The sequence below is a fragment of the Bizionia sediminis genome, assembly GCF_042684585.1.
Classification (GTDB): domain Bacteria; phylum Bacteroidota; class Bacteroidia; order Flavobacteriales; family Flavobacteriaceae; genus Algorimicrobium; species Algorimicrobium sediminis.
This window is the reverse complement of record NZ_JBHULS010000001.1, coordinates 406,796-430,680: the sequence shown is the minus strand read 5'-3', so window position 1 is coordinate 430,680 and position 23,885 is coordinate 406,796. Positions and strand designations below refer to the sequence as shown.

At 35.1% G+C, this 23,885-nt stretch carries 33 protein-coding genes; 10 read left to right on the top strand and 23 right to left on the bottom strand.

Annotated elements, in window-relative coordinates:
* Positions 1-43: 43 nt before the first annotated feature.
* Positions 44-523, bottom strand: a complete 480-nt coding sequence (locus ACFSQP_RS01935) for a Dps family protein (RefSeq protein ID WP_376891361.1) — start codon at positions 521-523, stop codon at positions 44-46.
* Positions 524-628: 105 nt separating this feature from the next.
* Here ACFSQP_RS01935 and ACFSQP_RS01930 point away from each other — a divergent pair, with 105 nt between their 5' ends.
* On the top strand, positions 629-1,567 hold the full coding sequence (locus tag ACFSQP_RS01930) for a hydrogen peroxide-inducible genes activator (protein WP_376891359.1): 939 nt from the start codon (positions 629-631) through the stop codon (positions 1,565-1,567).
* Between the two features lie 44 nt (positions 1,568-1,611).
* On the opposite strand, the gene ACFSQP_RS01925 is transcribed toward ACFSQP_RS01930, so the two are convergent.
* The 3 genes from ACFSQP_RS01925 to ACFSQP_RS01915 all read right to left on the bottom strand — a co-directional run bounded on the left by ACFSQP_RS01925 (position 1,612) and on the right by ACFSQP_RS01915 (position 3,383).
* The gene (locus ACFSQP_RS01925; RefSeq protein ID WP_376891358.1) at positions 1,612-1,809 is read right to left on the bottom strand and encodes a hypothetical protein; all 198 of its coding nucleotides are present in this window, start codon (positions 1,807-1,809) and stop codon (positions 1,612-1,614) included.
* A 210-nt stretch (positions 1,810-2,019) separates the two neighbouring features.
* Entirely contained in the window at positions 2,020-2,820 is an 801-nt protein-coding gene (locus tag ACFSQP_RS01920; RefSeq protein ID WP_376891356.1) for a TIGR00266 family protein, read from the bottom strand.
* A 98-nt stretch (positions 2,821-2,918) separates the two neighbouring features.
* Entirely contained in the window at positions 2,919-3,383 is a 465-nt protein-coding gene (locus tag ACFSQP_RS01915; RefSeq protein WP_376891355.1) for a DUF4442 domain-containing protein, read from the bottom strand.
* Positions 3,384-3,524: 141 nt separating this feature from the next.
* On the opposite strand from ACFSQP_RS01915, the gene ACFSQP_RS01910 reads away from it, so the two are divergent.
* The 3 genes from ACFSQP_RS01910 (at position 3,525) to ACFSQP_RS01900 (ending at position 6,059) form a co-directional block, all read left to right on the top strand.
* Positions 3,525-3,971, top strand: a complete 447-nt coding sequence (locus ACFSQP_RS01910) for a DUF4870 domain-containing protein (protein WP_376891354.1) — start codon at positions 3,525-3,527, stop codon at positions 3,969-3,971.
* A gap of 110 nt (positions 3,972-4,081) precedes the next feature.
* Positions 4,082-4,426 carry a PadR family transcriptional regulator gene (locus ACFSQP_RS01905; RefSeq protein ID WP_376891352.1) on the top strand — a complete coding sequence of 115 codons (345 nt, stop codon included), beginning with the start codon at positions 4,082-4,084 and terminating at the stop codon, positions 4,424-4,426.
* Positions 4,419-6,059 (top strand): PspC domain-containing protein, encoded by a 1,641-nt coding sequence (locus ACFSQP_RS01900; RefSeq protein ID WP_376891351.1) that lies wholly within the window; start codon positions 4,419-4,421, stop codon positions 6,057-6,059. The genes ACFSQP_RS01905 and ACFSQP_RS01900 overlap by 8 nt, the downstream gene beginning before the upstream one ends.
* A 138-nt stretch (positions 6,060-6,197) precedes the next feature.
* On the opposite strand, the gene trxB is transcribed toward ACFSQP_RS01900, so the two are convergent.
* Positions 6,198-7,178 carry a thioredoxin-disulfide reductase gene (gene trxB / locus ACFSQP_RS01895; protein ID WP_376891350.1) on the bottom strand — a complete coding sequence of 327 codons (981 nt, stop codon included), beginning with the start codon at positions 7,176-7,178 and terminating at the stop codon, positions 6,198-6,200.
* A gap of 230 nt (positions 7,179-7,408) precedes the next feature.
* Here trxB and ACFSQP_RS01890 point away from each other — a divergent pair, with 230 nt between their 5' ends.
* Positions 7,409-7,798, top strand: coding sequence for an arsenate reductase family protein (locus ACFSQP_RS01890; RefSeq protein WP_376891348.1), 390 nt, complete (start codon positions 7,409-7,411; stop codon positions 7,796-7,798).
* Positions 7,799-7,822: 24 nt separating this feature from the next.
* On the opposite strand, the gene ACFSQP_RS01885 is transcribed toward ACFSQP_RS01890, so the two are convergent.
* From ACFSQP_RS01885 to ACFSQP_RS01850, 8 genes are all read right to left on the bottom strand, one after another.
* Positions 7,823-8,146, bottom strand: a complete 324-nt coding sequence (locus tag ACFSQP_RS01885; RefSeq protein ID WP_376891347.1) for a hypothetical protein — start codon at positions 8,144-8,146, stop codon at positions 7,823-7,825.
* 117 nt (positions 8,147-8,263) lie between these two features.
* The gene (locus ACFSQP_RS01880) at positions 8,264-8,422 is read right to left on the bottom strand and encodes a hypothetical protein (RefSeq protein ID WP_376891346.1); all 159 of its coding nucleotides are present in this window, start codon (positions 8,420-8,422) and stop codon (positions 8,264-8,266) included.
* A 38-nt stretch (positions 8,423-8,460) separates the two neighbouring features.
* The gene (locus tag ACFSQP_RS01875; RefSeq protein WP_376891345.1) at positions 8,461-8,619 is read right to left on the bottom strand and encodes a DUF1328 family protein; all 159 of its coding nucleotides are present in this window, start codon (positions 8,617-8,619) and stop codon (positions 8,461-8,463) included.
* Positions 8,620-8,840: 221 nt separating this feature from the next.
* Positions 8,841-9,290, bottom strand: coding sequence for a ferritin-like domain-containing protein (locus tag ACFSQP_RS01870; RefSeq protein WP_376891343.1), 450 nt, complete (start codon positions 9,288-9,290; stop codon positions 8,841-8,843).
* A gap of 66 nt (positions 9,291-9,356) precedes the next feature.
* A complete protein-coding gene (locus ACFSQP_RS01865) occupies positions 9,357-9,791 on the bottom strand; it encodes a hemerythrin domain-containing protein (RefSeq protein WP_376891342.1) in 435 nt (144 codons plus the stop codon).
* Positions 9,792-9,836: 45 nt separating this feature from the next.
* Positions 9,837-10,046 (bottom strand): hypothetical protein, encoded by a 210-nt coding sequence (locus ACFSQP_RS01860; protein ID WP_376891340.1) that lies wholly within the window; start codon positions 10,044-10,046, stop codon positions 9,837-9,839.
* 38 nt (positions 10,047-10,084) lie between these two features.
* Positions 10,085-10,450, bottom strand: coding sequence for a hypothetical protein (locus ACFSQP_RS01855; RefSeq protein ID WP_376891338.1), 366 nt, complete (start codon positions 10,448-10,450; stop codon positions 10,085-10,087).
* A gap of 6 nt (positions 10,451-10,456) precedes the next feature.
* Positions 10,457-10,786 (bottom strand): YtxH domain-containing protein, encoded by a 330-nt coding sequence (locus ACFSQP_RS01850; protein ID WP_376891336.1) that lies wholly within the window; start codon positions 10,784-10,786, stop codon positions 10,457-10,459.
* Positions 10,787-10,974: 188 nt separating this feature from the next.
* On the opposite strand from ACFSQP_RS01850, the gene ACFSQP_RS01845 reads away from it, so the two are divergent.
* Together ACFSQP_RS01845 and ACFSQP_RS01840 are read left to right on the top strand one after the other, a co-directional pair.
* Positions 10,975-12,339, top strand: a complete 1,365-nt coding sequence (locus ACFSQP_RS01845; RefSeq protein WP_376891335.1) for an NAD-dependent succinate-semialdehyde dehydrogenase — start codon at positions 10,975-10,977, stop codon at positions 12,337-12,339.
* Positions 12,340-12,351: 12 nt separating this feature from the next.
* Positions 12,352-12,504 (top strand): hypothetical protein, encoded by a 153-nt coding sequence (locus ACFSQP_RS01840; protein ID WP_376891334.1) that lies wholly within the window; start codon positions 12,352-12,354, stop codon positions 12,502-12,504.
* Positions 12,505-12,597: 93 nt separating this feature from the next.
* On the opposite strand, the gene ACFSQP_RS01835 is transcribed toward ACFSQP_RS01840, so the two are convergent.
* From ACFSQP_RS01835 to ACFSQP_RS01825, 3 genes are read right to left on the bottom strand one after another with little or no spacing between them, the layout of a single operon-like run.
* A complete protein-coding gene (locus ACFSQP_RS01835) occupies positions 12,598-13,110 on the bottom strand; it encodes a pyridoxamine 5'-phosphate oxidase family protein (protein WP_376891333.1) in 513 nt (170 codons plus the stop codon).
* A 34-nt stretch (positions 13,111-13,144) separates the two neighbouring features.
* Positions 13,145-13,462, bottom strand: coding sequence for a four-helix bundle copper-binding protein (locus ACFSQP_RS01830; RefSeq protein ID WP_376891331.1), 318 nt, complete (start codon positions 13,460-13,462; stop codon positions 13,145-13,147).
* A 27-nt stretch (positions 13,463-13,489) separates the two neighbouring features.
* Positions 13,490-14,518 (bottom strand): helix-turn-helix domain-containing protein, encoded by a 1,029-nt coding sequence (locus tag ACFSQP_RS01825; protein ID WP_376891330.1) that lies wholly within the window; start codon positions 14,516-14,518, stop codon positions 13,490-13,492.
* Positions 14,519-14,950: 432 nt separating this feature from the next.
* Here ACFSQP_RS01825 and ACFSQP_RS01820 point away from each other — a divergent pair, with 432 nt between their 5' ends.
* Positions 14,951-15,610, top strand: coding sequence for a hypothetical protein (locus ACFSQP_RS01820; protein ID WP_376891328.1), 660 nt, complete (start codon positions 14,951-14,953; stop codon positions 15,608-15,610).
* Positions 15,611-15,700: 90 nt separating this feature from the next.
* Positions 15,701-16,090: a hypothetical protein gene (locus tag ACFSQP_RS01815; RefSeq protein ID WP_376891326.1), complete on the top strand. Its 390-nt coding sequence runs from the start codon at positions 15,701-15,703 to the stop codon at positions 16,088-16,090.
* A 60-nt stretch (positions 16,091-16,150) separates the two neighbouring features.
* Here the strand turns inward: ACFSQP_RS01815 and ACFSQP_RS01810 are convergent, their stop codons facing one another.
* The 5 genes from ACFSQP_RS01810 to ACFSQP_RS01790 form a co-directional block, all read right to left on the bottom strand.
* Positions 16,151-18,739 carry an ATP-binding protein gene (locus tag ACFSQP_RS01810; RefSeq protein ID WP_376891325.1) on the bottom strand — a complete coding sequence of 863 codons (2,589 nt, stop codon included), beginning with the start codon at positions 18,737-18,739 and terminating at the stop codon, positions 16,151-16,153.
* A gap of 6 nt (positions 18,740-18,745) precedes the next feature.
* Positions 18,746-19,192, bottom strand: coding sequence for a response regulator (locus tag ACFSQP_RS01805; protein ID WP_376891323.1), 447 nt, complete (start codon positions 19,190-19,192; stop codon positions 18,746-18,748).
* A 15-nt stretch (positions 19,193-19,207) separates the two neighbouring features.
* Positions 19,208-19,750: a helix-turn-helix domain-containing protein gene (locus ACFSQP_RS01800; RefSeq protein ID WP_376891322.1), complete on the bottom strand. Its 543-nt coding sequence runs from the start codon at positions 19,748-19,750 to the stop codon at positions 19,208-19,210.
* Between the two features lie 207 nt (positions 19,751-19,957).
* Positions 19,958-20,599 (bottom strand): NADPH-dependent F420 reductase, encoded by a 642-nt coding sequence (locus ACFSQP_RS01795; RefSeq protein ID WP_376891320.1) that lies wholly within the window; start codon positions 20,597-20,599, stop codon positions 19,958-19,960.
* Between the two features lie 19 nt (positions 20,600-20,618).
* Positions 20,619-21,227 carry a nitroreductase family protein gene (locus tag ACFSQP_RS01790; protein ID WP_376891318.1) on the bottom strand — a complete coding sequence of 203 codons (609 nt, stop codon included), beginning with the start codon at positions 21,225-21,227 and terminating at the stop codon, positions 20,619-20,621.
* A 201-nt stretch (positions 21,228-21,428) separates the two neighbouring features.
* Here ACFSQP_RS01790 and ACFSQP_RS01785 point away from each other — a divergent pair, with 201 nt between their 5' ends.
* Positions 21,429-22,379, top strand: a complete 951-nt coding sequence (locus tag ACFSQP_RS01785; RefSeq protein WP_376891316.1) for a lipid A-modifier LpxR family protein — start codon at positions 21,429-21,431, stop codon at positions 22,377-22,379.
* Here the strand turns inward: ACFSQP_RS01785 and ACFSQP_RS01780 are convergent.
* Positions 22,365-23,399 (bottom strand): AI-2E family transporter, encoded by a 1,035-nt coding sequence (locus ACFSQP_RS01780; RefSeq protein WP_376891314.1) that lies wholly within the window; start codon positions 23,397-23,399, stop codon positions 22,365-22,367. The genes ACFSQP_RS01785 and ACFSQP_RS01780 overlap by 15 nt on opposite strands.
* Before the next feature lie 48 nt (positions 23,400-23,447).
* Positions 23,448-23,687: a DUF7218 family protein gene (locus ACFSQP_RS01775; RefSeq protein WP_376891312.1), complete on the bottom strand. Its 240-nt coding sequence runs from the start codon at positions 23,685-23,687 to the stop codon at positions 23,448-23,450.
* Positions 23,688-23,885: the final 198 nt, after the last annotated feature.

Below are 23,885 nucleotides of genomic sequence, written 5' to 3'. Positions count from 1 at the left end.
GAGCATAAATCGCTTTGTAATTTAAAAATTTATAACAACCGTTTTACACGGTTTCGTTTAACCAAGCTTTAAACATCCAAACTATTTTTTCTTGTTCGGTAATAAAATCACTCATCATGGCATTGGTACCCTCGTCCCCTACCTCATCGGTTTTATTTAAAATTTGACGTTCTATTTTAAGCAATTCAGAAAGCGAATCTACAATTAAACGCACTGTTTTTTCATCTTCCGACACATTTTTACCAACAGGAACTTTAGCCGCTTTTGTATAATCTTCAAAAGTATGTAAAGGCGTTTCGCCTAGGGTCAGGATACGTTCTGCTATTTCATCTACTTTCATATTAGCATCGGTATACAATTCCTCAAATTTTACATGTAAGTCAAAGAAACGTTTTCCTCTAATATTCCAGTGTACACCGCGTAAATTTTGGTAGTAAACCTGGAAATTTGCTAACAGCACATTTAAATCTTTTGCAATATCTTTCGTTTTCGATTGGCTTAATCCAATTGTGTTTAATGTCATAATCATCTTCTTTTTTGGTTCAACGTAAATTTACGCAATATTTACGTGCTTTTTACATAAGTTTTATTGATACATTTTATATTTTTATAGTCTAAATTGATATTCATGACCATTACCCAACTGTACTACGTGTTAGCCGTTGCCGAACAGCAAAACTTTACCAAAGCAGCCGAAAAATGCTTTGTAACCCAGCCTACTTTAAGTATGCAAATTCAAAAATTAGAAGACGAATTGGATGTTTTAATTTTTGATAGAAGTAAAAAACCCATAGAACTAACAGAAGTTGGCAAAAAAATTGTTAATCAGGCCAAGAATATTGTAAACGAATCGTATCGCATTCAGGATATTGTAGATCAAGAAAAGGGCTTTATTGGCGGCGAATTTAAGCTAGGAATTATTCCTACTATTATGCCAACCTTATTGCCCATGTTTTTGAAGGCATTCATAAAAAAATACCCCAAAATTAAATTAAAAATAGAAGAACTTACCACCGAAGACATCATAGCCAGGCTTACAGAAGGACATCTGGATGCTGCTATTGCTGCAACGCCTTTAGAGCATGAGGCTATAAAAGAGCGCGTGCTGTTTTTTGAACCATTTGTAGGTTATATACCTGAAAATCATCGTTTACATAAAAAAGTTACATTGGAGACAACCGATTTAGAAATAGACGATATGCTTTTATTACAGGATGGTCATTGTTTTAGGGACGGTGTTATTAACCTTTGCAAAGCGTTCAAAAACCAAATAGACGATCAGTTTCAGCTGGAAAGTGGTAGCATAGAAACCTTGGTTAAACTATCCAACGAAGGTTTAGGAATGACACTTTTACCTTATTTACATACCATAGATTTAAGTGACAAAGCCAAAAAAAACTTACGCTTTTTTAACGAGCCAACACCCGCACGCGAAGTGAGTTTACTCTATCATAAAAGCGAGTTAAAAATGCAAATTATCGATGCCATGCATGGCGTAATTTCTGGTATAATAAGGGGCGCAATTGCTTTTCAGAATGTTAAAATAATTAGTCCGCTATCCAAATAAAAAAAGCGACCTGTTTTTAAGGTCACTTTTTTTATAATTTTCTTTTAGGTTTTTAAATAAATTAAACATTGGTCCAATTCGGGGTTTTGCTGTACTAAAGATTCAATGTAAACCTTAAGCTCTTCAATTTCGTAAGGTAATAAACGTTGAAGCGCTTTTTGTACTTCCTTGCAAAACAACGTAGCATCAAAACTAACTTTATTAAGTACCATTTTGGTGTACTCAAACATTGCTCTTGCCATTTTTTAAAATTTTAAGTTAAAAAGTACTGTTCTGTTATAGGCGTTGTTTTTATTATTACTTCTTAAATATAGTGAAAAATTCATACTATTTAGAATGTTTAAACAAAACTTTAACGAATTAATAGTGTGCCTAGGTTTTTTTAAAACAAATAAATTTAACTCATTAATTGTTTTCCTTTAATACCAACTATTAATAGGTTTAGGGTTATTTTAAAACTTATTATCGCCATCAAGTAAATTGCCAATACCACCTAAAATACTGCCTTCTCCTTTTTTGGTATCGCCTCCTTGTGGTGCGGCAGCCAGGACCCTACCCGCTAATCTGCTAAAAGGCAAAGACTGAATATATACGGTGCCCGGACCTTGCAGTTTGGCAAAAAATAAGCCTTCGCCACCAAAAAAACTATTTTTTATACCGCCCACAAATTCCACATCGTAATCTACTGTATCTGTAAAGCCAACAATACAACCTGTATCTACCTTAAGGGTTTCGCCTGCCTGTAATACACGTTTTGCCAAAGTGCCACCCGCGTGAACAAATGCCATGCCATTACCTTCCAATTTTTGCATAATAAAGCCCTCACCACCAAAAAGTCCGCGACCCAAACGCTTGCTAAACTCAATACCAACACTTACACCTTTGGCTGCGCACAAAAACGCATCTTTTTGGCAAATAAATCTTCCATTAAAAGCGGTTAAATTAATAGGTATAATTTTTCCGGGGTATGGCGAAGCAAAACTCACGCGAGCCTTGCCTGCTTGTGAGTTATAAAATACTGTCATAAATAAACTTTCTCCAGTTAAAATACGCTTTCCAGCTCCAAATAAAGCCCCTAATAACCCTTTGTTTTTAGCGGAACCATCGCCAAAAATAGTTTCCATTTTTATACCATTATCCATCATCATAAAACTACCTGCTTCGGCAATAACACCCTCTTGCGGATCCAATTCAATTTCTACATATTGCATTTCTTCGCCATAAATAGCGTAATCTATTTCGTGAGGTTCCATGATTTTAAATTTTAAAGTTAGTTGTTATTTTTAATATTATTTGGAGAAGTCCAAAAACTTAATCCTGCGAAAAAGCATACGCTTAACCATGTTTTTCATTAGTCTGAAGGTTCTTTTAATTTAAGCGTCCATTCAAAATTAAATTCCGCTACCACAATACCGTTTTCATTAGTACCAACTGCATGCATCCAGATTGTTTGGCCCACGCCTGTTTGTATGGCCTTATGTACGGCAGCATCTAGTGAGTCGCCATCTTTACAGGTAAATATTATTTTTCCTGTAGCTTTTTTGTAAAATCGGGCGTTATTAGCTAATACCAGCATGGAGATAGGCTTCCCATACTCTCTAATTTTTTGCATCACTAAAGCACCCGTAGCAAGTTCGGCCGCCATACCCTGAACCGCCCAAAACATGGATTTAAACGGATTCTGATTTATCCATTTATGCTTTACAGAAACCACACAGCTACTTTTATTAACATCCCGAACCCGCACACCTGCAATGTAAGCAGCGGGTAATTTAAAAAATAGAAAAGTGTTAATTTTTGAAGGAGAAAGTGGCATATAGTTCGATTATGCTTTAAATATATTGAAAATATACCAATACATATATGTTAATTCTGTGTTAAAATTAGGTACTTTGTATTACATAATACTATTTAAAATATATATATTTGCATAAGAAACTATTATATACTTTTTAAAATGCCAAACACACATCAAAAACATCTAGGTACTTTTTTGCACCTTTCTATTTTTTCAAGGTACTTTATTCCTTTTGGAAATTTTATTGGTCCCTTAATTTTTTGGCTACTCCATAAAAAGAAATCTGAATTTTTGGATGCTCACGGTAAACAGGCTATTAACTTTCAAATTAGTATTACGCTGTATATTTTATTTATAGGCAGTCTTACTTTACTATTGTTAGCCTATAATTTAATTGCCGGTTTGGAAGGTTTTACACCTGAAAACTGGCAGCAATTTCTAGAAACTGTTACGATGCCTGTATATGTTATATATACTTTAAGCATATTAGGTATCCTGCTTATTACAGGATTTATTTTGGAATTTATTTTTATAATAAAAGCCGCATTAGCAGCCCGAAACGGTAATATTTACAACTATCCTTTAACTATAAATTTTTTAAAATAACAGGCTTTAAAGGCAATAACACTACAGCATATGAAACCCATAAAAAATGTAAAAAACCTAAAAGAAAACCGGTATAATAACCTATGTTTTCTGCAAAACGACATACACACATGAAAATAGAAAATACGAAAGCACAAATGCGAAAGGGTGTTTTAGAATACTGTATTTTATCGGTGCTTAAAGACAACGATGCCTACGTAGCCGAAATTTTACAGACCCTTAAAGATGCTAAATTATTGGTGGTAGAAGGCACAATTTATCCGCTTTTAACCAGACTTAAAAATGCCGAATTGTTGCACTACCGTTGGGAAGAGTCCACTTCTGGTCCGCCACGAAAATATTATGGCCTTACTCCAAACGGGCAATTATTTCTGGATGAGCTTACCACAACCTGGACCGAACTACAACATGCTGTAAGTATAGTAACACAAAACAAAAAACACGACAATGAATAAAACAATTAACATAAATCTGGCTGGTATCTTTTTTCATATAGATGAAGATGCATATTTAAAATTACAAGGCTATTTAGAGGCTATTAAACGATCTTTTGCAGGTGAACCAGGCGAAGATGAAATTCTTGCCGACATTGAAGCGCGTATTGCCGAATTATTTACCGAGCGCGTTACACACGACAAACAAGTAATTGGCCTTAAAGAGGTTGATGCCATTATTGTTATTATGGGGCAACCGGAAGATTATATTGTGGACGATAGTATGTTTACAGATGCGCCAAATAGCCAAGCTAAAACAGCCACTAGTAAAAAGCTTTTTAGAGACACCGAAAACTCATATATAGGTGGTGTAGCCGCTGGTTTAGGACATTATTTTGGCCTGGATGCTGTTTGGATAAGGCTAATATGGATTTTACTCATATTTGGTGCGGGCACAGGTGTTTTACTGTATATTTTATTGTGGATATTAATTCCAGAAGCCAAAAGTACGGCAGACAAACTATCCATGAAAGGCGAACCGATTACCATTAGTAATATCGAAAAAAAAATTAAAGATGGTTTCGACAATGTAAGCGATGTAGCCAAAAATGTAAGCGATACGCTATCAGGAACTGCCAAATCGGTATCAGATACGGTATCAGACGCTGCCAAACATGTAAATTTTAAAAAAAAAGGCCAACAGGTAAAGTCTAGCTCTCAAAAATTTTTTGAGGCTGTAGGTGCGGTATGTCTCTTCTGCTTTAACGTTATAGCTAAATTTATAGGTGTGTTATTAATTATTATTGGTGCCAGCACCCTTATAAGTTTGCTTATTGGATTGCTATCTGTAAACGTTACCGATATTGTAAATATTCCAGGTTTTGAATTACTAGATGCCGCCAATACTGCAAATACACCCATTTGGCTTGCATCCTTACTGGTGTTTTTAAGCATTGGAATTCCGTTCTTTTTTATATTTTATTTAGGCCTTAAAATATTGGTTACAAACTTAAAATCTATTGGTAATATTGCTAAATTTTCACTTTTAGGCTTGTGGCTTATAGCGCTTATTAGTTTAGCAGTAATAGGTATAAAACATGCTTCGGAACACGCATTTGATGCTCAAACGGTACAACAAGAAACCTTACCTGTAAAAGCATTGGATACCGTTTTTGTGAAAATGGCAGAAAACCACACGTATAATAAAAAAATGAAGCGTAGCAGCCAAGCTGGCCGCATTGCCTATACCAATACTAACAAACAAATTATTTACAACAGAAATATTCGGTTTATTGTAAAAGCTACCCCAGATACAACAGCCTACCTTACTGTTGAAAAGCAAGCTGAAGGAAGTAGTTTATTATTGGCCAAAAATCGAGCAGAAAATATTCGTTACGACTATAGTTTTAGCCAAAATACATTGCTGCTAAATCCTTTTTTAACCACAGATATTGATAACAAATTTAGCAATCAGTTAGTTGAAGTTACGTTGTATTTACCAGAGCAAACCGTGTTGGTGGCAGATAATAACACCTATTCTTTTCACAAAAATCCGGGTTATTACAACGATCTTCTAGAAAATGGCATGGAAGGACATTACTTAAAAATAACAAAAAATGGTATCATTTGTTTGGATTGCCCAGCAACCGATTAACAAAATAAGCGCATTAGATACTACCAAAAACAAAAAACCGAAACACAATAGCGTGTTTCGGTTTTTTTTAAAATGTGTATTACTGCTTTAAAAGGCTATTAATTTTCAAAAAAATAACAGCTATTAATAGAACAAGCATTAATTGTACGTTGGCGTACTTACTTCAAAATTTACATCTTTACTTGCTAAATAACGCTCGGCATCCAGTGCTGCCATACATCCGGTGCCTGCTGCTGTAACGGCTTGGCGGTACACATGGTCTGCTGCATCGCCCGACACAAATACACCAGGAATGTTGGTTTTGGAAGTACCAGGTTCGTTAATTATATAGCCCGTTTCGTCTAGCTTCAAAAAGTCTTTAAAAATATCTGTGTTCGGTTTATGCCCTATAGCCACAAAAAAACCAGTAGCTGGAATCTCGTATCGTTCGTTTGTTTTATTATTAAATACACGCACTCCTGTAACCACTTGTCCGTCTCCTAAAACCTCATCGGTTTCAGTGTTATACAAAATAGTAATGTTTGGTGTATTTTGAACGCGTGCTGCCATAATTTTAGACGCTCTAAACTCATCGCGTCTTACCAACATGGTTACTTTTTTGCATAGTTTTGATAAGTAATGTGCTTCTTCGCATGCACTATCGCCTGCACCTACAATAACCACTTCCTGGTTTTTATAAAAAAAGCCATCGCATACAGCACATGCAGAAACGCCACCGCCTAATTGTAAATACTTTTGTTCAGACTCCAAGCCCAGGTATTTTGCCGAAGCCCCTGTAGAAATAATAACTGTTTCGCAATGAATTTCCTTGGTATCGTTAACCCATACCTTGTGAACATCGCCCGAGAAGTCTACTTTGGTTACCCAACCATCGCGTACGTCTGTTTCAAAACGCTCGGCTTGTTTTTGCAACTCCATCATCATGGCAGGTCCAGTTATACCATCTGGATAACCTGGAAAATTTTCTACTTCGTTGGTTGTAGTTAATTGGCCTCCTGGCTGCGAACCTTGGTATAATACGGGTTTCATATTTGCACGAGCCGCATAAATAGCTGCTGTGTAACCAGCAGGTCCTGACCCAATAATAAGGCATTTAATTTTTTCTATAGTTTCAGACATAGTATCATTATTATTAATATTACAAAAGTATAGTTTTTGAAAGAAATGGCTTCATTTTCTTATTAAAAGTTATTATGTAGCTATTGAAATTAGCAATAGCTGGCGGAACCGGTTAGCTTCAATATTCGAATAGATAGGTATAACCCATGGTTTGTAGTAAATGCGTTAAAACTTATTTTTTTTACGTTATGCAAACATGCGGTTATCCCGTATTTTTAAAATTAAAAACCATGGGTACAATAGCCAAAAATAAACGTGAAGTGAAACTGTATTACAACTCCAATAATAGTTTGGGGCAACAAGCTTTTGCATACGTGCAGGCCACAAACAAGGATGTTTTAGCCATTGATATTTCGAAAACAAAAGTAACGGGAACACAGTGGACGGAGCTCGCTAAAAATCTTGATTTAGCGGTTGCCGATTTAGTAGATAAAAAGCATCCTAATTTTAAAGAGGCTTATGGCTCTGAACCTGTAAATTTAAAAGAAACCGACTGGATTAAAGTACTGCAGAGTGAACCAACTTGTTTAAAAGGTCCTGTACTTATTAATGGCAGCCGTCATTATTTAATAAAAACACCATCGGAGGTTAGTAAATACCTCCCTTCGGAAACCCATTAAGGTTTTCAGTGATTTTGATATTATTTAAATGGCATCGTTTGAATGATCGTTGGCAGCTGGTATACTTTTAAAAAAAGTATCTAAAGCGGTATCGCTATCAATACCATAGGAAGCGGTAACCAAACCCTTTTTATGATCTTTCGTTTCAATTACAAATAATATTGACATATCCGACGGGTTACTCATACCTTCAAAACGGTGCGTGCGTTTTATAATAATATCTTCGGGCTTGTAAGGTGTTCTTGTTTCCAATTCTACCAGTTCATTTTCAACACATTTAAAACTACTTGTGTAGCCGCGTGCTTGATATTTTTGTATGTAATTAAGTTCGTTGCGCTGTTGTTCCATAGTAATCATTTTATTTAAGGTGTCATTAAAGCAGGCTAACATGCGATTGCAATAGCCTGCTTTTATAATTCCTAAAATACGGATTTTTAGTTGTATAACATAGTTTTTAACCTATTTTTAATCTACCGCATCTTCCACATCGTCTGCTGCATCTTCAACTGCATCGCCTACATCATCGGCAACATCTTCTACACTGTCGTTTTTTTGTTCGCGACAGCTAGGCAATACCAAAGACAAACTGAAAATAAATAAGAATAAATAAAGAAATTTTTTCATAATACTAATTTTAAATGATTTAACAAGAATGGGTTCGTTTACGCTTTTCTACCTCGAATAAGTGAAATAATTAATAAAACGATAAAAATAAAAAATAGAATTTTGGCTATTCCAGCAGCGCCTGCCGCTATTCCGCCAAAACCAAAAATTCCGGCTATAATAGCTAATACGATAAAAATAATGGTCCAACGTAGCATAAATAAAAGTGTTAATTGGTTAATTAGCACACTGACTTTCAGTAAGCTATAATACAAATATCCATTTTTTTGCTGGCTAAACCTTGCTCATTTAAATTTCCTTTTAACTCATTTACAGATGTTTACCACCTTTTTTTTTAGGAAAGCTATTTAACCCAAAAAAAAAAGGAGACGTACTGTACATCTCCTTCTTTAACGTCTATTTTAATTTGCCAAAACTATTATTGCAAATCTTCTAATTTTTTGATGCTTTGTAGTTCTTGCGAAATGGTATTTTTCTGTTGAAGCACCAAGTCTCTGGTAGAAACTGGCAAAGCTGTTTCGTTTAGCACGTCGTTGTATTCTTCTACCGATGCTTTTTCGCCGCGAATAGCTTCTTCCAACATGGATTCTTCATTATCCATTGAAAATAAAGCTTTCACATCCATCCACGCACGGTGTGCTGTTCCGGTTGCGCTACCGCCTTTGTCCACTTCTTGACCAAAACTTCTTATTTCTGATTTAAGTTGGTGTCCAAAATTATAACGTTCTTCTGCTTTTTTATTAAAAAAGCGTTTTAAAGCGTTGTGATCAGTGTTTTCTGCAGCTTTTTTATAGCCTTTTTCTGCATCGTAATTTTTTTCAAGTAAGGCATTTAATTTATCGCCTACTTCTTTAGTGTATGTTGTCATGATATAATTTATTTATATTGATAAGCAGATTTCTTTAAAGATGCCTGCTATATAACATCTCTAGTTTTATAAATGTGTTTGCATGTAATCCTGATAGGCTTTTGCTAACGTATTTTTTTGATTGGCGGTAAAAACCTTTCCTGCTAATTGAAAAAAACTGTGTTCCTCGTCATCTAAATGATGGGTTACTTTTTCTTGTAAATTTTTTGCAATTTTTAGCCATGCGGCTTGGTCCATGCTTGTATTGTCTAATTGTTCTAATAGTTCGTCAATTTCGTGATGCTCCGCAATGCCATGTCTGGCGTGATCTTGCATCATGTCGTTGCTAATTAATGGTTTGTAAAAATGACGCTCCTCGGCATCGGCATGAACTTTTAATTGTTTTTTTACCTTGTTGTAAATAGCTGTTCTTTTGGCTGTATCGCCAGATGTTTCTACCAACTTATTTAACAAGTTGCGTTGTGTATCGTGATCGGTCCGGATGGCTTCAAAAATTGTCATAATTCAAATTTTAAGTTTGTAGTTTCTACAAACTACCAATAGTAGTTAGCGTTTTGAAAATAGCGCCTTAAGCATGTAAAAAATACCGTACTTACTGGCGCCTTTTACAAGTGGTTCCACCCATGAATAGGGTTGGAATTCTTGTGAAATTTCGGTTTTCAAAAGTTTTAATTCTTCTTTAGCTATTTGTCGCTCTAAATCTAATTGTCGCAGTCGGATATCAATTTGCTGAAAATTTGAAAAGGTTGGTTTCATACAAGCTTTTTTTAAGTTGCTAGGGTTTAAATTAGTTGTTAAAAATCCGAGTCGTCATCAGAAAAAAAGTTAGCACTCATTTTCTTTAGCACGTAGGTGTTTACAAGGTGTCTGTTGCTGTAAATCAACCAAGCTAATAGCACAAAAATGCCAGCCATAGTTACATAACCTAAAGCCAAATTATTGAAAAGTTGCCCTAAAAATAGCGCTCCAGAAACAGCTGCAAAAATTAGTGCAATGGCAATGCAAGCCCCTATTAAAAGCACCTTACTTACCATGCTAACCGCAAAAGCTATTTCTTTAAAAAACTTTAGCTTATAGTATTGATGCGTAGTTTTTAAATAGCGCTCGGCTATATGGGTGGCGTTATTTGCGTGGTCTCCTATGGTTTTAAATACACCCATAGGGATTTAGGATTTTTGAAGTTTTTTATTCTTCGCTTTTAAATCCTTTAATTTGGCTTCTAGAGTCGTAATTACATCTTCGGCCTTATAACTGGCGTCGGAAACAATGGACTCTACCCTATTCTCCAAACTATCTTTTTCAGCACTAATGGTTTCAGCTACTTTATCGCGTAAATCTGTTGCTGTAGACGCCAATTTTTCTTTTTGAGCTTCCGCACTGTCTACAATGCGTTGTCTGGTTACGCTACCTTTGTTAGGAGCAAATAAAATACCTAGTACGGCACCTATGGTTGCACCTGCTAAAACGCCTAGTGCTGTATTTCCGTTGTTGTTCATGATAATTATTATTAGTTAATTACTATTTTAATGCTATACAAATATCATGATAATGAATAGGTTACATTAACGCAAAGCATATAAATATTAACGGAAAACAAATTCACGCATCGCGTTACATTTTTTTGTAAATACGTTAACTTAAAACCCCGATTTAATTTAGTTTAAATTCTTAAAAATAAATACTTATGTCTAAAACAATTAAAACCATAAATCCTTATACAAATCAGGTTATAAAAATTTACGAAACATTTTCTGATGCCACCCTTGAAAACTACTTAAAACGCGGGCACCAGCAGTTTTTAAAATGGCGCCACACAGCTATTGAAGAGAGAACTGCCTTATTAGAACGTTTAGGCAAAACCCTAGCTGCTAATAGGCAGGAATATGCCGAGCTTATAACCAAAGAAATGGGCAAACCCATTTCGCAGAGTTTGGCCGAAATAGATAAATGCCAAACTTTAATTGATTTTTATGCTGTAAACGCCGACCAATTTTTGGCAGATGCTTTAATAGAAACAGAGGCTCACGAGAGTTTTATAAGTTACGATCCGTTGGGCTGTATTTTAGGTATTATGCCCTGGAATTATCCTTTTTGGCAGGTGTTGCGTTTTGCCATACCTACCATAACGGCAGGTAATACCGTATTTTTAAAACATGCTGCAAATGTTACTGGTTGTGCACTTTTAATAGCCGATTTATTTACAAAAAGTGGCTATCCGGATGGCTGTTTCCAAACCTTGTTGGTTACGCATGAGCAGATTGAAAACATAATAGCCGATACGCGTATTCAAGCCGTATCGTTAACAGGGAGTGAAAAAGCTGGCAAACACATTGCTAATTTGGCCGGCAAACACCTAAAAAAAACCGTATTGGAGTTAGGCGGCAATAACGCTTGTATTGTTTTAAACGATGCCAACCTGGATAAGTACATAAAAACCATGGTTCATGCCCGCATGCAAAATACCGGACAAAGTTGTATTGCTGCAAAACGTTTTATTGTTGAGGAAGGCATTTACGACGAATTTATGGAAACTTTTAAACAACATATAGAGGCTATTGAAACCGGAGACCCCATGCAGGAACAAACAGATTTGAGTGTTTTAGCCCGCGAGGATCTTGCCGAAACATTACACCAACAGGTACAGAATTCGGTGGATATGGGAGCGACAGTACACTTGGGTAATAGCCGTAAAAAAACATTTTATAAACCTACTATCCTAACACATGTAACGCCCGGTATGCCGGTTTTTGATGAGGAAACCTTTGGACCAGTTGCTGCAGTAATTAAAGTAGAAAATGCCCAAGAAGCCTACAAAATGGCAGCTACATCTAATTTTGGTTTGGGCTGTATGGTTTTCACAGAAAATACCGAAGCCGCTAAACACCAAATTAGCCAAATTCCAGATGGCGCTTTTTTTATTAACGAATTGGTAAAATCGGATGCCCGTTTACCCTTTGGCGGCACCAAAGCTTCTGGCTACGGCAGAGAACTATCTAAGGAAGGGATTCATGAATTTGTAAATATAAAAACTGTATACATTAACCTTTAAAACTATTTAAATATGCCAGTAATTAAAGATGAAGATTCGGACAGAGAAGATTATTTATTTCAAGACGACAAAAAAACAACTTTTACGGCCACTTTTGTAATTGCAGCCCTTGTGGTTTTAATTGCAGCTGTAATTATTTCAGGTTTTTATTTGGGATGGTTTTAAACCCAAAACCTTATTTTTAAAAACATATTTTTTTAGCCAAACAAAAAGTGCCTGCATAAAGCAGGCACTTTTTATAATTGCAAGGTTAAAATTTTAATGATTCTGCATGTCTATGTGACCTTTACTACCAACATTTTGGGGGTTATCTTGAATAACACCATCTGCAATCGAGAAAAAGGACACCAATTTTCCTAAACCCGAGTCCCAGTAACTTGCTTGCTCTATATTAACACATAAAAGAGCTAGGTTGGAGTCGTCCATACCTTCAAACCATTTATTAAATTTAGGGTTCCAAAGTTCTTTGGTTTTTTGGCTATCTACAATATGCGTGGCGTTTCCGTAAATTGAAATATATTGTTGCTTCAATTCATCGGTGTACATAATCTGGACGCTATTATCTTCTTGTATATCTGAAAAATGACTACTTGTTTTAGATGAAAAAAACCACATTTGTCCTTGGTCATCCAATTCCTGCAAAGTCATAGGACACACAGAAAATGGTGTTTTATTAAGTTGGGTGGCCAACATAACTACTTTTGGCACAGTTATTAGTTGATGCATTTTTTGAATGCCATTTTTATCTTTTGTATAGTTTTGTGTTTTCATTGTTTTAATTTTTTAATTAGTACTTAAGTGTTTTTTAGGCTGCGTGCGCCAAGCAAGCTTCAGCACAAGCTAAACAAGAAGCCGCACAATCCTGACAGTGTTTATGAGGATGCTCCAAACACTGCTGGGCACACCACTGGCATATTTCTGCACACAAAGCACAAACCTGCTTGGTAAATGGGCTATCGGCTATCATAAACTTGATGGCTAGCAAACAGACTTCTGTACATTGCATGCAACAGTTTGGACAAGCATTATGACTTTCTAAAGCAGCCATTTTAGTAGCACACTGTTGGCAATCTATTACACATTGCTGGCAAGCTTCAATACAACTTTTATAATTCTGGATCATCTTACTACTATTTTGGTTCGTTCTTATTTAGGCAGAAATAGATGTGTTTCTTTGAGAAATTTTATAATCTTTTGGGCTACAATTATATTTTTCCTTGAATATTTTAGAAAAGTAACTTCTACTAGTTAAACCAATGGTATAAACCACTTGCGAAATATTCATATCGGTGCTTTTAAGCAACACTTCAGCTTTTTTAATTCTAACTTCCTTAATATACTCTGCCACCGTGTGCCCATGCATTAATTTAAAGCCCTCTTGAAGTTTTGAAGGCGACAAGCCAAATTCTGTATATAAATCAGTAATCGTAATTTGCGTATCGGAGTGTTCATTTACATAATCTGAAACCGCTTTAATAGTTTTCATTTCCGAAAAAGTAAGGGATCCGGTTTGCTTGGCTTTTAATTTGGCATCATCGGAATGTTGTTGAATTTCTAATGCTAAAATTACATGAACCAAGCCTTGAATAAGTAAACTGCGCACCAAACCTTTTTGGGTTATAGCCTGTAATTGATTAATTTTTTCTGCTATTTGCAAATTATGCGACCCTATGTAAACAAATTCTGTGTTTGTGCTGTTCTCGAAAAAAGTTTCACGTAACTTATTTTTTAAACTTTGCGTATTGGTGTAACCTGGTAAACTAAATGTTTGAACGGCAATAAGTGTGACTTTTGTAGGGGTATGTGCCGAAAAATACAACACATTATCCAACGCCTGTTTACTGGTTAAAATACCTGTTTGAAAACTTTCTAATTGGTGTTTTGCAGTTTGTTTGCCAAAGCTATGGCTAAAATTACCTTCGGAACAATATGTAAAAAATATAGGGTGCTTGTCTGGTGTAGCAATAGTTAGTTCTACATTGGTAAAAAATACCATGTTAAATTCCAGATACGACATACCATCTTTTAAAGGCACACCTTTTATACTCCCTTTACCTAACGGACCATCTACTTCTAAAATATACTCTTTATAATGGGTTGTTAAGCTTCCACCAAACTCTTGTTGTAATTGTGTAAAGGCGTCTTTAGTAGAATGGGCTTTTAGGTATGCTGTTTTCATGATGATAGTGTTTTAAGGTTCGTATTTATCTTTTTCACTTTTTACAAACACATATAAATCAATATATTAGACTTAAATAATGTTCGTTAAAATGACTAGTATAAATATCGGGTAGACAACCACTACTTGTGTTACACAATTGTGGTATTGTGTTATATAACTTTAAGGCAGCATTGTATCAGTTTTGTAAATGAAAGGTAGTGTATTTTTTATGCTTACTTTTCGGTTTCTAACTGACTTTAAATTCATTTTTGCCTCACTAAAACCACTATTATGTATACTTTGTTGGCTGCAGTTTTTTATATTCAGTAAATTTGTATTTTAGACACGTGGAAGAACAAGGTTATATAGAACTAAGGGTTACGAATAAGGACAATACGTTAAGTCCTAAAGATGTTGATATAAATGAGGTAAAAGACTTTATATCAAACGTTGAGTCTTTCTTATATCCTAATCGAAAAGAAAAATCGTCCACATATTTCATATGATATTGAAGAAGGTTCTGCTAAACACAAGTTCTTTCTGCCAATAACAGCTGTTATTTTATTTAAAGGCTTAACAAACGAAATAAAAAAAAGAAATAATCTTGATTTTTTAGATTACAAGCGCCAATCAATAATTGATAAGTTTCAAAAAAAAGCAGTAAAAGATGGTTATATTATTGAATTTAATAGTTCAATGTCTAAAGAACCTTCATTGGTTATAGATAATACTACTAATTTCGAGATGATTGTACCAACTTTTTACGAAAGTGAATTTTACTTATACGGTGAGATTTATCAAGAAGGTGGAAAAAACCCAAATTTGCATATTAGTACTAAAAAATATGGAAATCTTACGGTTTCTGCTACTAAAGAGCAGATTATGGACGGTGAGAAAAAGACTTATAAACCATATGGAATTAAAGTTAGAGGAAAAAGAAGTTTTGAAGACGATTCATTAACGGATTTAGAATTAATCGAATTCATTCAGTACAAGCCTGTTTTTAATAAGTCTCTTTTAGATAAAGTAATTGAAAAAGCCTCTGTTAATTTAAGTAAAATAACAAATGTAGATGCTTGGTTGGATGATATTAAAGCAGAGGGAATATGAAAGAAATAGAAAGCGTTCTTGTAGATAGTTCTTTTTGTATCCGTTTGTTAAAATCAGATGCGGATTTTCATCAAAACGCTGTAAACTATTTTGAATATTTTTTTAGAAAATGGAATTGAAATGTATCTTTCCACTATTGTCGTTAGTGAATATGCCGCAGGCGACAATCCAGATAATTTAATTTCTTTAAATTCTTTTCGATTATTAGAATTCGATTATGCAGATGCTAAATTTGCAGGTCAGTTTTTAGCAACTTTGAGAAGTTTGGGAAAATTCTGTGATTTTGGTGACAGAAAAGTAGTGATAAACGATATTAAATTGTTTTCTCAAATTCGCAATAGAAATATTGATGCGTTTGTAACTAAAGACAGGAAATCATTAACAAAAATGATTGAACCCTTGTCAGATTCCCATAATTTAAATTTTGAGTTTATTGATATATCTATTCCGTTAAATGATAAGTTAGGACGGTTGTTTTAAATTACAGGCAACAGCCACTAACAACCAAGAGAAGAAGTAGCAAGCTTTTTGAAGTACTGGTTAGTAAATAGGAATGTAAATACAGAATTGCGAGCCTACACCCTCTTCGCCAACGGCATAAATATAACCTTGATGGTTTTCTACTATTTTTTTACAAATTGCCAGGCCAATTCCGGTTCCAGAATATTCGTTTTTTTGATGTAATCTTTGAAAAACCTCAAAAATTTTATCGGCATACTGCGCCTTAAACCCAATACCATTGTCTTTTACTAAAATTTTGTAGTAGCTGGTATTGTGCAACCGAAGATCTTCGGGTATTTCGGTATTAGAAACCCTTTGTGCCGCAACAGTAATTTGCAAAGTTTCGGTTAGGCGCCTGTATTTTATGGCATTAGAAATTAAATTAGAGAATAGTTGCTCCATCTGGAAAAACACACCTCTAATTTCAGGTAATTTAGAAACTTGAACCGTTGCCTGTGCCTCTTTAATATCGGGTGCTAAATCCTCTAAAACCTTATCTAAAACCACGTTTAAATTAACGGGCTCTAAATCCGATTGACTACTATCGATACGTGAATAGGTAAGCAAATTATTAATTAAGCCCTGCATACGCGCTGCTGCTTTTTTTACCTTATCGAAATAAACCCGCGTTCGTTCCGATAGTTTTTGAGTTTCTAGGTCTTCAATTCGCGAAATAAACAGTTGTATTTTTCGCAAGGGTTCTTGTAAATCATGACTGGCCGCCCGGTTAAAGGAATCTAATTCGGCGTTAATTTGGCGAAGCTCCAAATTACTTTTACGCAATTCTTCGTCTGCTTTAATAGTAGCCGTAACATCTTGCACGACACCAATAATAAATTTAGTGCCATTTTTTTCTATAAATTGCGCATTGGATTTTACGTATTTTACCGTACCGCTATTGGTTATAATACGGTAAATATATTCATTAGAAACGCGTCCTGTAACGGACAACGCCACTTTTTCATCATACAAAGCTAAATCGTCTGGATGTACAAAATTCCTGAAATTTTTTAGGGTAGGCTGGTACGTGCTTGGATTTACTTCCAGAATGTTATAAAAGTTTTGAGATAATTCTGTATTATCCGAATCCACATACCATAAAAAACTACCAATTTTTGCAATACTTTCGGCGTCGGTTAAAATGGAATTTCTAATAACTAGCTGTTCGTTTAATTTTGTTAACTCATCGGACTTTTCTTTTTCCTCAGTGGTTTCACGTAGGGTTATAGTAACGCCATCGCCAAGTTTAATAGCTGTTGCCGAAAACCAATGCGTTTTATTGTTTTTTGTGTAAGGCACATTATACGTAATCGTTTTATTGGTTTCTATGGCCTGCACCAAGTGGTTGTAAACATGAGACTTAAAAATTTCTGGATACACCGCAGATACTGTTTTATTTTTTAAATCTTCGGGTATTTCGCCAGTAACAGGGTTTATACGGTCGTTAACAAATAGAATTAAAAAATCTTTAATCTTACCATCGGCGTCTCTAATACTTTTTAAATGCATAACAATATGCGAAATACTTTTAAAAATATTGGAAAGCAGCGCTCGGTTATCCAGCAGTTTTAAATTTTGATTTTCAAGACGTTTTTTTAAGCTAATCTGAACCGCTTTTGCCTCTTCTTCCGCAGTGGTATTCCGTGCTGTTACTAAAATACCTTCGGAAAGTGGTGTTACTAAAGTTTCAAACCACATTAAACTGTTGTTCATAAACAATTTACTTTGAAACTTTACTTTCTCTTTGCTTACAAAACAACTTACCAACTTATTAAAATTTGGGCTATCTTTTAAGGTAGGAAAAACGGTTAATACGGTTTTCCCAATCATATCGTCTGGTTCTAATCCAAAATAATCTCTATTACAGGCATTGGCGTAATTTATTTTGAAATCGGTTATCTCCTGTTTATTATTGTAAAGGGGTGTGTAAAAATTAATTACATTGTCTGTAGTGCCCAATACATTTTTTAAAAAGTTTTCTGATTGCCTAATCCGGGTTTTATTTCTAGATATTTTAATAAACGCCAATACAAAAACAGTTAGTGCTATTAGCGCAACGGATAATAATATTAAAGGTGCTAACGATTTACTAGAAGCGTAGGAAACTTTGCGTTGCGCCATTAAAGTTTGCTCTTCCTCTAGCATGCTATTTTTAATTTGGCGAATTTCAAATAAGGTGGCTCCTATTAACGTTTTTTGAATATTAAAATTTAGCGTATCGTTACCCGGTAATGTGTTATCTAATGCCTTTAACTGTTTGTATAGTTTTTGAAATTTTGTTTCTAATTTATTTAGGCGATCTGTTTGTGTTGCGTTTGCATGTACCAAAACTGCCAAGCTATCCAAAATAGCCCGACCTTCTGCTTGGTAGTTTTCAATAGAAAATTTTGAATTTTCCGGATTAATAAGGCGCTTTTTAAAAGCTTCGGAATCGGCTTGTGTATAATGAGCCGTAAGCATGTTTAGATGGTTGTAAATATGAACCGAATGGGTAACCATTTCAGCAGATTTTTGCATGCGCATTACCTGATTATAAGCCATTACGGTTGTAAAAATTAATAAAACAACCGCTACTACGGCAAGAATATAGTACGTTTTGGAGGCATAATATACCCGTTTAAAATCCATAATAATTTACAATCTGAAAAGAAACGTTTCTTTATTTAGGTTGGACGTGTGGTATTGCCAGTTTAATTGCAATACTTTTTCAATAACTTCCAGTAATTTACTGTAATTATTGGGTTTTTTTATATAAATGTTTGCACCATTTAGAAATGTGTCTTCTATATCTTTTTCAGATGAAGACGTGGAATATATAGCTACACAAACATCTTTTAATCGGGGATTTTTTCTAATTTCTACCAAACACTGTTTTCCATTTTTTATGGGCATATTTAAATCTAAAAAAATAAGATTGGGCAAAACAATGTTTGGAAGATTTAAATAATCCATAAGTTCTTGACCGTGGTTAAAAACCGAAAGTTTGGTTCGCATATCCAAATCTTCAATGGCTTCGCTAAACAACATTCTGTCGTCTTCGTCATCATCGGCCAGGGCAATATTTAAAAGCAATTCATTCATATATACTTAAAGAAATTAGTGACGTTTATTTTTCATAATTTTTTGAAACTTGCTAGGCGTTAAACCTGTTGTTTTTTTAAATTGCCCCGATAAATGCGCAACACTGCTATAATCCAACTGATAAGCTATTTCTGTAAGAGTTAAATTGGTTGTACAAATACGTTCTTTAACCAAATCCACTTTTTTTAAAATCATGTAGTTTTCAATAGATGTGTAGGTGTTTTCAGAAAATACAGAAGATAAATGTGCATATGAGTAATGTAGTTTTTCCGACAAATAAGTGGATACCTTAACGGTTCTTAAATCGTTACTTCTAAGCATGGTATCAATGGAAGTTTTAATCCGCTCTACCAAGGTATCTTTTTGGTTGGATAATATTTTAATCCCGTAGTGGTTTAAAGCCGCTTCTAGTTTTTGTTGTAAATGGTCCGTTAATGGGCTATGTATGGTAATTTCGCCATGATTGTTGTAAGTATACTCGATATTTAAAGCATGAAACTGCTCTTTTAAAATAGTTTTACAAATTTGATTGTAGTCATATTTTACAAATAAAGTCATTGCTGTTTTTTTGGTTTTTTATTGGGTTGGGGTTAAGAATAAAGATATATGTTTTAATTTAATAAATGGGATTTCCTGATAAAATAGTGCTAAAAACTTTCTATTCGAGTAACTTTAAAGGTATTTACAGCCCGGTTATTTAACCAAAAGCATAAAAAAAGAGGTAACTAAAAATTTACCTCTTTAAAAGCGTTAGCTATTTGTTATTTATACGGAACGGGTGGCGTTTACTAAATATTGCAAATCTTCTCGTGGTAAGGTTTTGCCATAAATAGCTTGATCCGGGTCCATAATATCTGTATCGCTTAAACTCCCTACATACAGCGGATCAAACCCAATATCCTGAATTAATTGCCTAACCACCTGCTTACTACTCTCATCCTGTGCTGCATACGGAATAGCCACTTTATCGGTTTCCATAAACGCTTTACTTTTTAAGTCTTCCGCTTTTATGGTATTAAAAGCTTTTACCGTTTTTGCTGTGTTAAATTTCATGGCTGTATATTCCGAGGCGTTATAATTGGCTTCTCGAACATTCCTAGCCATTTCGCCATCCCTTTCTGGATATGGATTTGTAGCGTCTATAATAATTTTATTACCATACTCACCGGCATATAATTCGGAAATTTTATCGATGGCTTGAAACGGTGTGGCCAATAAATAGACATCGGCATCCGATTCAAATGCTTCTGCTACGCTTACATTTGTGGCTTCTCCTTTGGTTTCGAGTACTAAATCGTTTAATTTTTCTGGGTGTCTGGAACTAAACAGTACTTGGTGTCCGGCTTTAGCCCAATGTTTTCCCAAGTTACCGCCTATATTTCCGCTTCCTATAATTCCAATTTTCATAATTGCTTATTTTTTGTTACTAAATTTCTTTCCATGTATGTTTAAATGCAAAATCCTTTTGAGGCATGCGCGCGCGCTTTTTGCTTTCCTCCTTTTGTAAATCCTCGGGAAGCTCCTCTAAAGCGCCACCATAGTAACCCAAAGCTATAGCAGTTGCCACATGAAAACCAGCAGGTACCTTAAAGAGTTTATGCGCTTTTTTCCAATCTACGCCAGCCATGTGGTGCATGCCTATGTTTTGATATTGTGCTTGTAGGGTCATGTTTCCTAAACACAAACCCAAATCGTGCAACCCGTGAAAATTTTCCTGTCCCGATGGCGTTTTCTCTTGGTACGCCGCTAACATTAATACCGGCGCGTTGGTAGCCCAAGATTGATTAAAATCGCTTAAACAACTAACCAGTTTGGTATAAGCTTCCGAACCCTTTTCGGCATAAATAAAGCGCCATGGTTGTAAATTATTTGAACTAGCCGCCCACCTAGCGGCTTCAAACAGCTGATGCAAATGTGCTTCTTTTATGGGTGCGTTTTTAAATGTACGTGGGCTGTATCGTTGTTTAATAAGTGCAAATATTTCGTGAGTTGTATCGGCTATTTTTTCTACCTGAATGGCCTCTTCTGTATTCATTTGGGTATTTTTTTAGATTAGGTGCAGTTTCTTTTTCTTCGCAGTAGCAATATATTTTAAGACACGGAGAGGTTTTAACGGAATCGGAAAAAACATTAATACAATAGCAAAACCTATGAAAATGGTTTGCGTTAAAATAAAAATGTTTCGCACGCCTAAAACCAATAGGATGTTTTTAGCTTCGCTGTTCAAATTACTATCATGACAAACACCCTATTACGTTTATGCATTGCCATAATAGGCATGGTTAGTTTTGCTCAAAATGAACCTACTTATAAGTACGAGTTAGAATTAGCAACGGACAACGATTATTTCGTAATTTATAACACCTCGGACAGGAACTACACCTACGGAGTAGCTGGTCGTTTTCGTTGGATTAGCGCTAATAATCAATTTTTAAGTGCATTGTTTGCATCTAAAAAACACCATAGCTATACCGTAGGTTTAAGCATTGAAGCCTACACCCCTAACTACAGAAAAAACGACACAGAAACATCTATAACAATTGAAAGACCTTATGCCGGTTGGAGTTACGCTGTATTTGAAAGCAATTACAGTTTTAAACACGCTTTTTTTCGCTTTGGTTTGGAACTGGGTATTTTAGGCCCCGCATCGCAGGCTGGCGCTTTTCAAAACTATATTCATGAACACATTACCCAAGATGCGCTAGTGGATTGGTCTGAACAAATTCCAAATCAATTAGGTATTAATTTAACAAGTAGCTACGCCCACGAGCTATTTAGTTTTGGTTTTTTTGATGGCTACGCAAGCGCTCAAGCCTCTGTAGGTACTATTTTAACCTATGTTTGGCCCAAAATACACTTCAGGTTAGGGAAATTTAATACTATTGGCAGTTCGGTAAGTGGAAATAACGGTCTTTTCTCTGAAAGCAAAAAGGCCGAATGGTTTCTAGACTATGGCATGGGTTTTAAACTTTCTGGCTACAATGCCACCATACAAGGAAATGTGTTTCAGGGTTCCCCCGAAAAACCAAGCCAACAAATAAACCACTATATTGTAACTGCGCATGCAACCGTAATGTATTCTTACCAACATGTTACCGCTGCCTTTGGCCTAAATTTTAATACGGGTGAATTTGATAGAACAAAAAATCACGCCTTTGGAAGCTTACGACTATTATACCGATTTTAAAGACTTATCATCGGTATCCGTAACATATTCTTGCTTGTATATTTTAATAATTACCAGAACCAAACTCACCAGCAAGGGACCAAAAATTAAACCAATAAAACCAAAAAGCGGAATACCTATAATAACACCTATTAAGGTAATTAGCGGATGAACATCGTCCAACTTTTGAAGCACAAACAAACGGATTAAATTATCGGTAGCACCAACAATTAAAATACCATACATTAAAATACCCCAAGCTGCAAATGTATGACCACTAGCAAAGGTTAATATAAAAACCGGAATTGTTCCTAACATACTACCTACAAAAGGCACCATAGAGCCAATAGTTACAATAACTGCCCAGAAAAAAGGGCTGTCAATGCCGAAAATAAAAAACCCTATTAAAGCCACCAAACCTTGAGCAATTGCCACCAAAGGAATACCTAAAGCATTGGCCCGAACCATAGCTTGAACTTCGGCTCCTAAAACTTTTAAATTATCGTGATTTATAGGAATATACCCCATCAACGATTCGCGCAAAGCCTTTCTGTTTGTAAGCATATAATAAAGTAAAAAATACATTATAGAAATGGCTATAACCGTATTAAAGGTGCCACCAGCAACATTCTGAAGATTTGTAGACAACCAACTTGATATGGCCGAAGCATCAATTTGTGTCGCTAAATCTATTCCAAATCGATCTTGCAATTCGGTTAACTGGCTTTTAATAATGCGAGCTATTTTTTCGGAGTTGGCTACCGCCTGACTAATTTTATTGCCTAGCATAAAAGCAGCACCAACCACTGGAATTAAAATGACAAAAAAGGACAAAACCATAAGCGTACCAGCTGCCAAATTAGGGTGCCAGCCTTTATTTAACAACCGGCCCATAAGTCCTCTTAAAAGCACATAAATTGTAATAGCCCCGAGTACACCAGACAAATAGGGCAACATTTCTCTAAATATTAGGCTTAGAATTAAAATAATTAAAAGCAACAAAAACAGTTGCCGAATAATTTTTGGCGAAATAATTGTCATGGTTTATGAGGTATTATAACTAACAAAACACAAAGGTAAAAATACACTTTAATTTGTACGAAGTGCTTCAATTAACGCATCTTTATTCATTTTAGACCGTCCGTTAATACCAACTTTCTTGGCTTGTTCATAAAGTTCTTCTTTTGTCCACGATTCATACGCTTTGGCGTGGCCGCCTTTTTTACCGGCATTTTTGGTATTGGCAATTCTAGCCGATTTTTCCTTGCTATAGCCTTTTTCTCTTAAAGCTTCATATTGATCCTCATTCTTTACACTTGGAATATCCATAAATTTATAATTTAAAGTTTGTCTGTCATTTTGATTTAACAAAAAAAATTCAGGTGTTAAAACCAACAATCTAAAGTCTGAAAATACTTTTGATTACTTTAACGCAATCCAAAAAATAGTGGCTACCATTAAAAACCTTTTTTTGTTTTGAAGCCATAATTTAATTTATTGGGTTCAAAAAACGCTTTACAAGATGTT

What these genes read in the sequence shown, in the direction of transcription:
- ACFSQP_RS01900 (WP_376891351.1), top strand. Translation starts at nt 4,419, where the DNA reads ATGAATAAAACAATTAACATAAATCTGGCTGGTATCTTTTTTCATATA.
- ACFSQP_RS01845 (WP_376891335.1), top strand. Translation starts at nt 10,975, where the DNA reads ATGTCTAAAACAATTAAAACCATAAATCCTTATACAAATCAGGTTATA.
- ACFSQP_RS01855 (WP_376891338.1), bottom strand. Translation starts at nt 10,450, where the DNA reads ATGGGTGTATTTAAAACCATAGGAGACCACGCAAATAACGCCACCCAT.
- ACFSQP_RS01805 (WP_376891323.1), bottom strand. Translation starts at nt 19,192, where the DNA reads ATGAATGAATTGCTTTTAAATATTGCCCTGGCCGATGATGACGAAGAC.
- ACFSQP_RS01865 (WP_376891342.1), bottom strand. Translation starts at nt 9,791, where the DNA reads ATGACAATTTTTGAAGCCATCCGGACCGATCACGATACACAACGCAAC.
- ACFSQP_RS01870 (WP_376891343.1), bottom strand. Translation starts at nt 9,290, where the DNA reads ATGACAACATACACTAAAGAAGTAGGCGATAAATTAAATGCCTTACTT.
- ACFSQP_RS01850 (WP_376891336.1), bottom strand. Translation starts at nt 10,786, where the DNA reads ATGAACAACAACGGAAATACAGCACTAGGCGTTTTAGCAGGTGCAACC.
- ACFSQP_RS01810 (WP_376891325.1), bottom strand. Translation starts at nt 18,739, where the DNA reads ATGGATTTTAAACGGGTATATTATGCCTCCAAAACGTACTATATTCTT.
- ACFSQP_RS01835 (WP_376891333.1), bottom strand. Translation starts at nt 13,110, where the DNA reads ATGAAAACACAAAACTATACAAAAGATAAAAATGGCATTCAAAAAATG.
- ACFSQP_RS01885 (WP_376891347.1), bottom strand. Translation starts at nt 8,146, where the DNA reads ATGGAACAACAGCGCAACGAACTTAATTACATACAAAAATATCAAGCA.
- ACFSQP_RS01890 (WP_376891348.1), top strand. Translation starts at nt 7,409, where the DNA reads ATGGGTACAATAGCCAAAAATAAACGTGAAGTGAAACTGTATTACAAC.
- trxB (WP_376891350.1), bottom strand. Translation starts at nt 7,178, where the DNA reads ATGTCTGAAACTATAGAAAAAATTAAATGCCTTATTATTGGGTCAGGA.
- ACFSQP_RS01880 (WP_376891346.1), bottom strand. Translation starts at nt 8,422, where the DNA reads ATGAAAAAATTTCTTTATTTATTCTTATTTATTTTCAGTTTGTCTTTG.
- ACFSQP_RS01875 (WP_376891345.1), bottom strand. Translation starts at nt 8,619, where the DNA reads ATGCTACGTTGGACCATTATTTTTATCGTATTAGCTATTATAGCCGGA.
- ACFSQP_RS01800 (WP_376891322.1), bottom strand. Translation starts at nt 19,750, where the DNA reads ATGACTTTATTTGTAAAATATGACTACAATCAAATTTGTAAAACTATT.
- ACFSQP_RS01930 (WP_376891359.1), top strand. Translation starts at nt 629, where the DNA reads ATGACCATTACCCAACTGTACTACGTGTTAGCCGTTGCCGAACAGCAA.
- ACFSQP_RS01910 (WP_376891354.1), top strand. Translation starts at nt 3,525, where the DNA reads ATGCCAAACACACATCAAAAACATCTAGGTACTTTTTTGCACCTTTCT.
- ACFSQP_RS01780 (WP_376891314.1), bottom strand. Translation starts at nt 23,399, where the DNA reads ATGACAATTATTTCGCCAAAAATTATTCGGCAACTGTTTTTGTTGCTT.
- ACFSQP_RS01915 (WP_376891355.1), bottom strand. Translation starts at nt 3,383, where the DNA reads ATGCCACTTTCTCCTTCAAAAATTAACACTTTTCTATTTTTTAAATTA.
- ACFSQP_RS01860 (WP_376891340.1), bottom strand. Translation starts at nt 10,046, where the DNA reads ATGAAACCAACCTTTTCAAATTTTCAGCAAATTGATATCCGACTGCGA.
- ACFSQP_RS01920 (WP_376891356.1), bottom strand. Translation starts at nt 2,820, where the DNA reads ATGGAACCTCACGAAATAGATTACGCTATTTATGGCGAAGAAATGCAA.
- ACFSQP_RS01935 (WP_376891361.1), bottom strand. Translation starts at nt 523, where the DNA reads ATGACATTAAACACAATTGGATTAAGCCAATCGAAAACGAAAGATATT.
- ACFSQP_RS01790 (WP_376891318.1), bottom strand. Translation starts at nt 21,227, where the DNA reads ATGAATACAGAAGAGGCCATTCAGGTAGAAAAAATAGCCGATACAACT.
- ACFSQP_RS01795 (WP_376891320.1), bottom strand. Translation starts at nt 20,599, where the DNA reads ATGAAAATTGGAATTATAGGAAGCGGAAATATAGGCGGTAACTTGGGA.
- ACFSQP_RS01925 (WP_376891358.1), bottom strand. Translation starts at nt 1,809, where the DNA reads ATGGCAAGAGCAATGTTTGAGTACACCAAAATGGTACTTAATAAAGTT.
- ACFSQP_RS01775 (WP_376891312.1), bottom strand. Translation starts at nt 23,687, where the DNA reads ATGGATATTCCAAGTGTAAAGAATGAGGATCAATATGAAGCTTTAAGA.
- ACFSQP_RS01825 (WP_376891330.1), bottom strand. Translation starts at nt 14,518, where the DNA reads ATGAAAACAGCATACCTAAAAGCCCATTCTACTAAAGACGCCTTTACA.
- ACFSQP_RS01785 (WP_376891316.1), top strand. Translation starts at nt 21,429, where the DNA reads ATGACAAACACCCTATTACGTTTATGCATTGCCATAATAGGCATGGTT.
- ACFSQP_RS01840 (WP_376891334.1), top strand. Translation starts at nt 12,352, where the DNA reads ATGCCAGTAATTAAAGATGAAGATTCGGACAGAGAAGATTATTTATTT.
- ACFSQP_RS01905 (WP_376891352.1), top strand. Translation starts at nt 4,082, where the DNA reads ATGAAAATAGAAAATACGAAAGCACAAATGCGAAAGGGTGTTTTAGAA.
- ACFSQP_RS01830 (WP_376891331.1), bottom strand. Translation starts at nt 13,462, where the DNA reads ATGATCCAGAATTATAAAAGTTGTATTGAAGCTTGCCAGCAATGTGTA.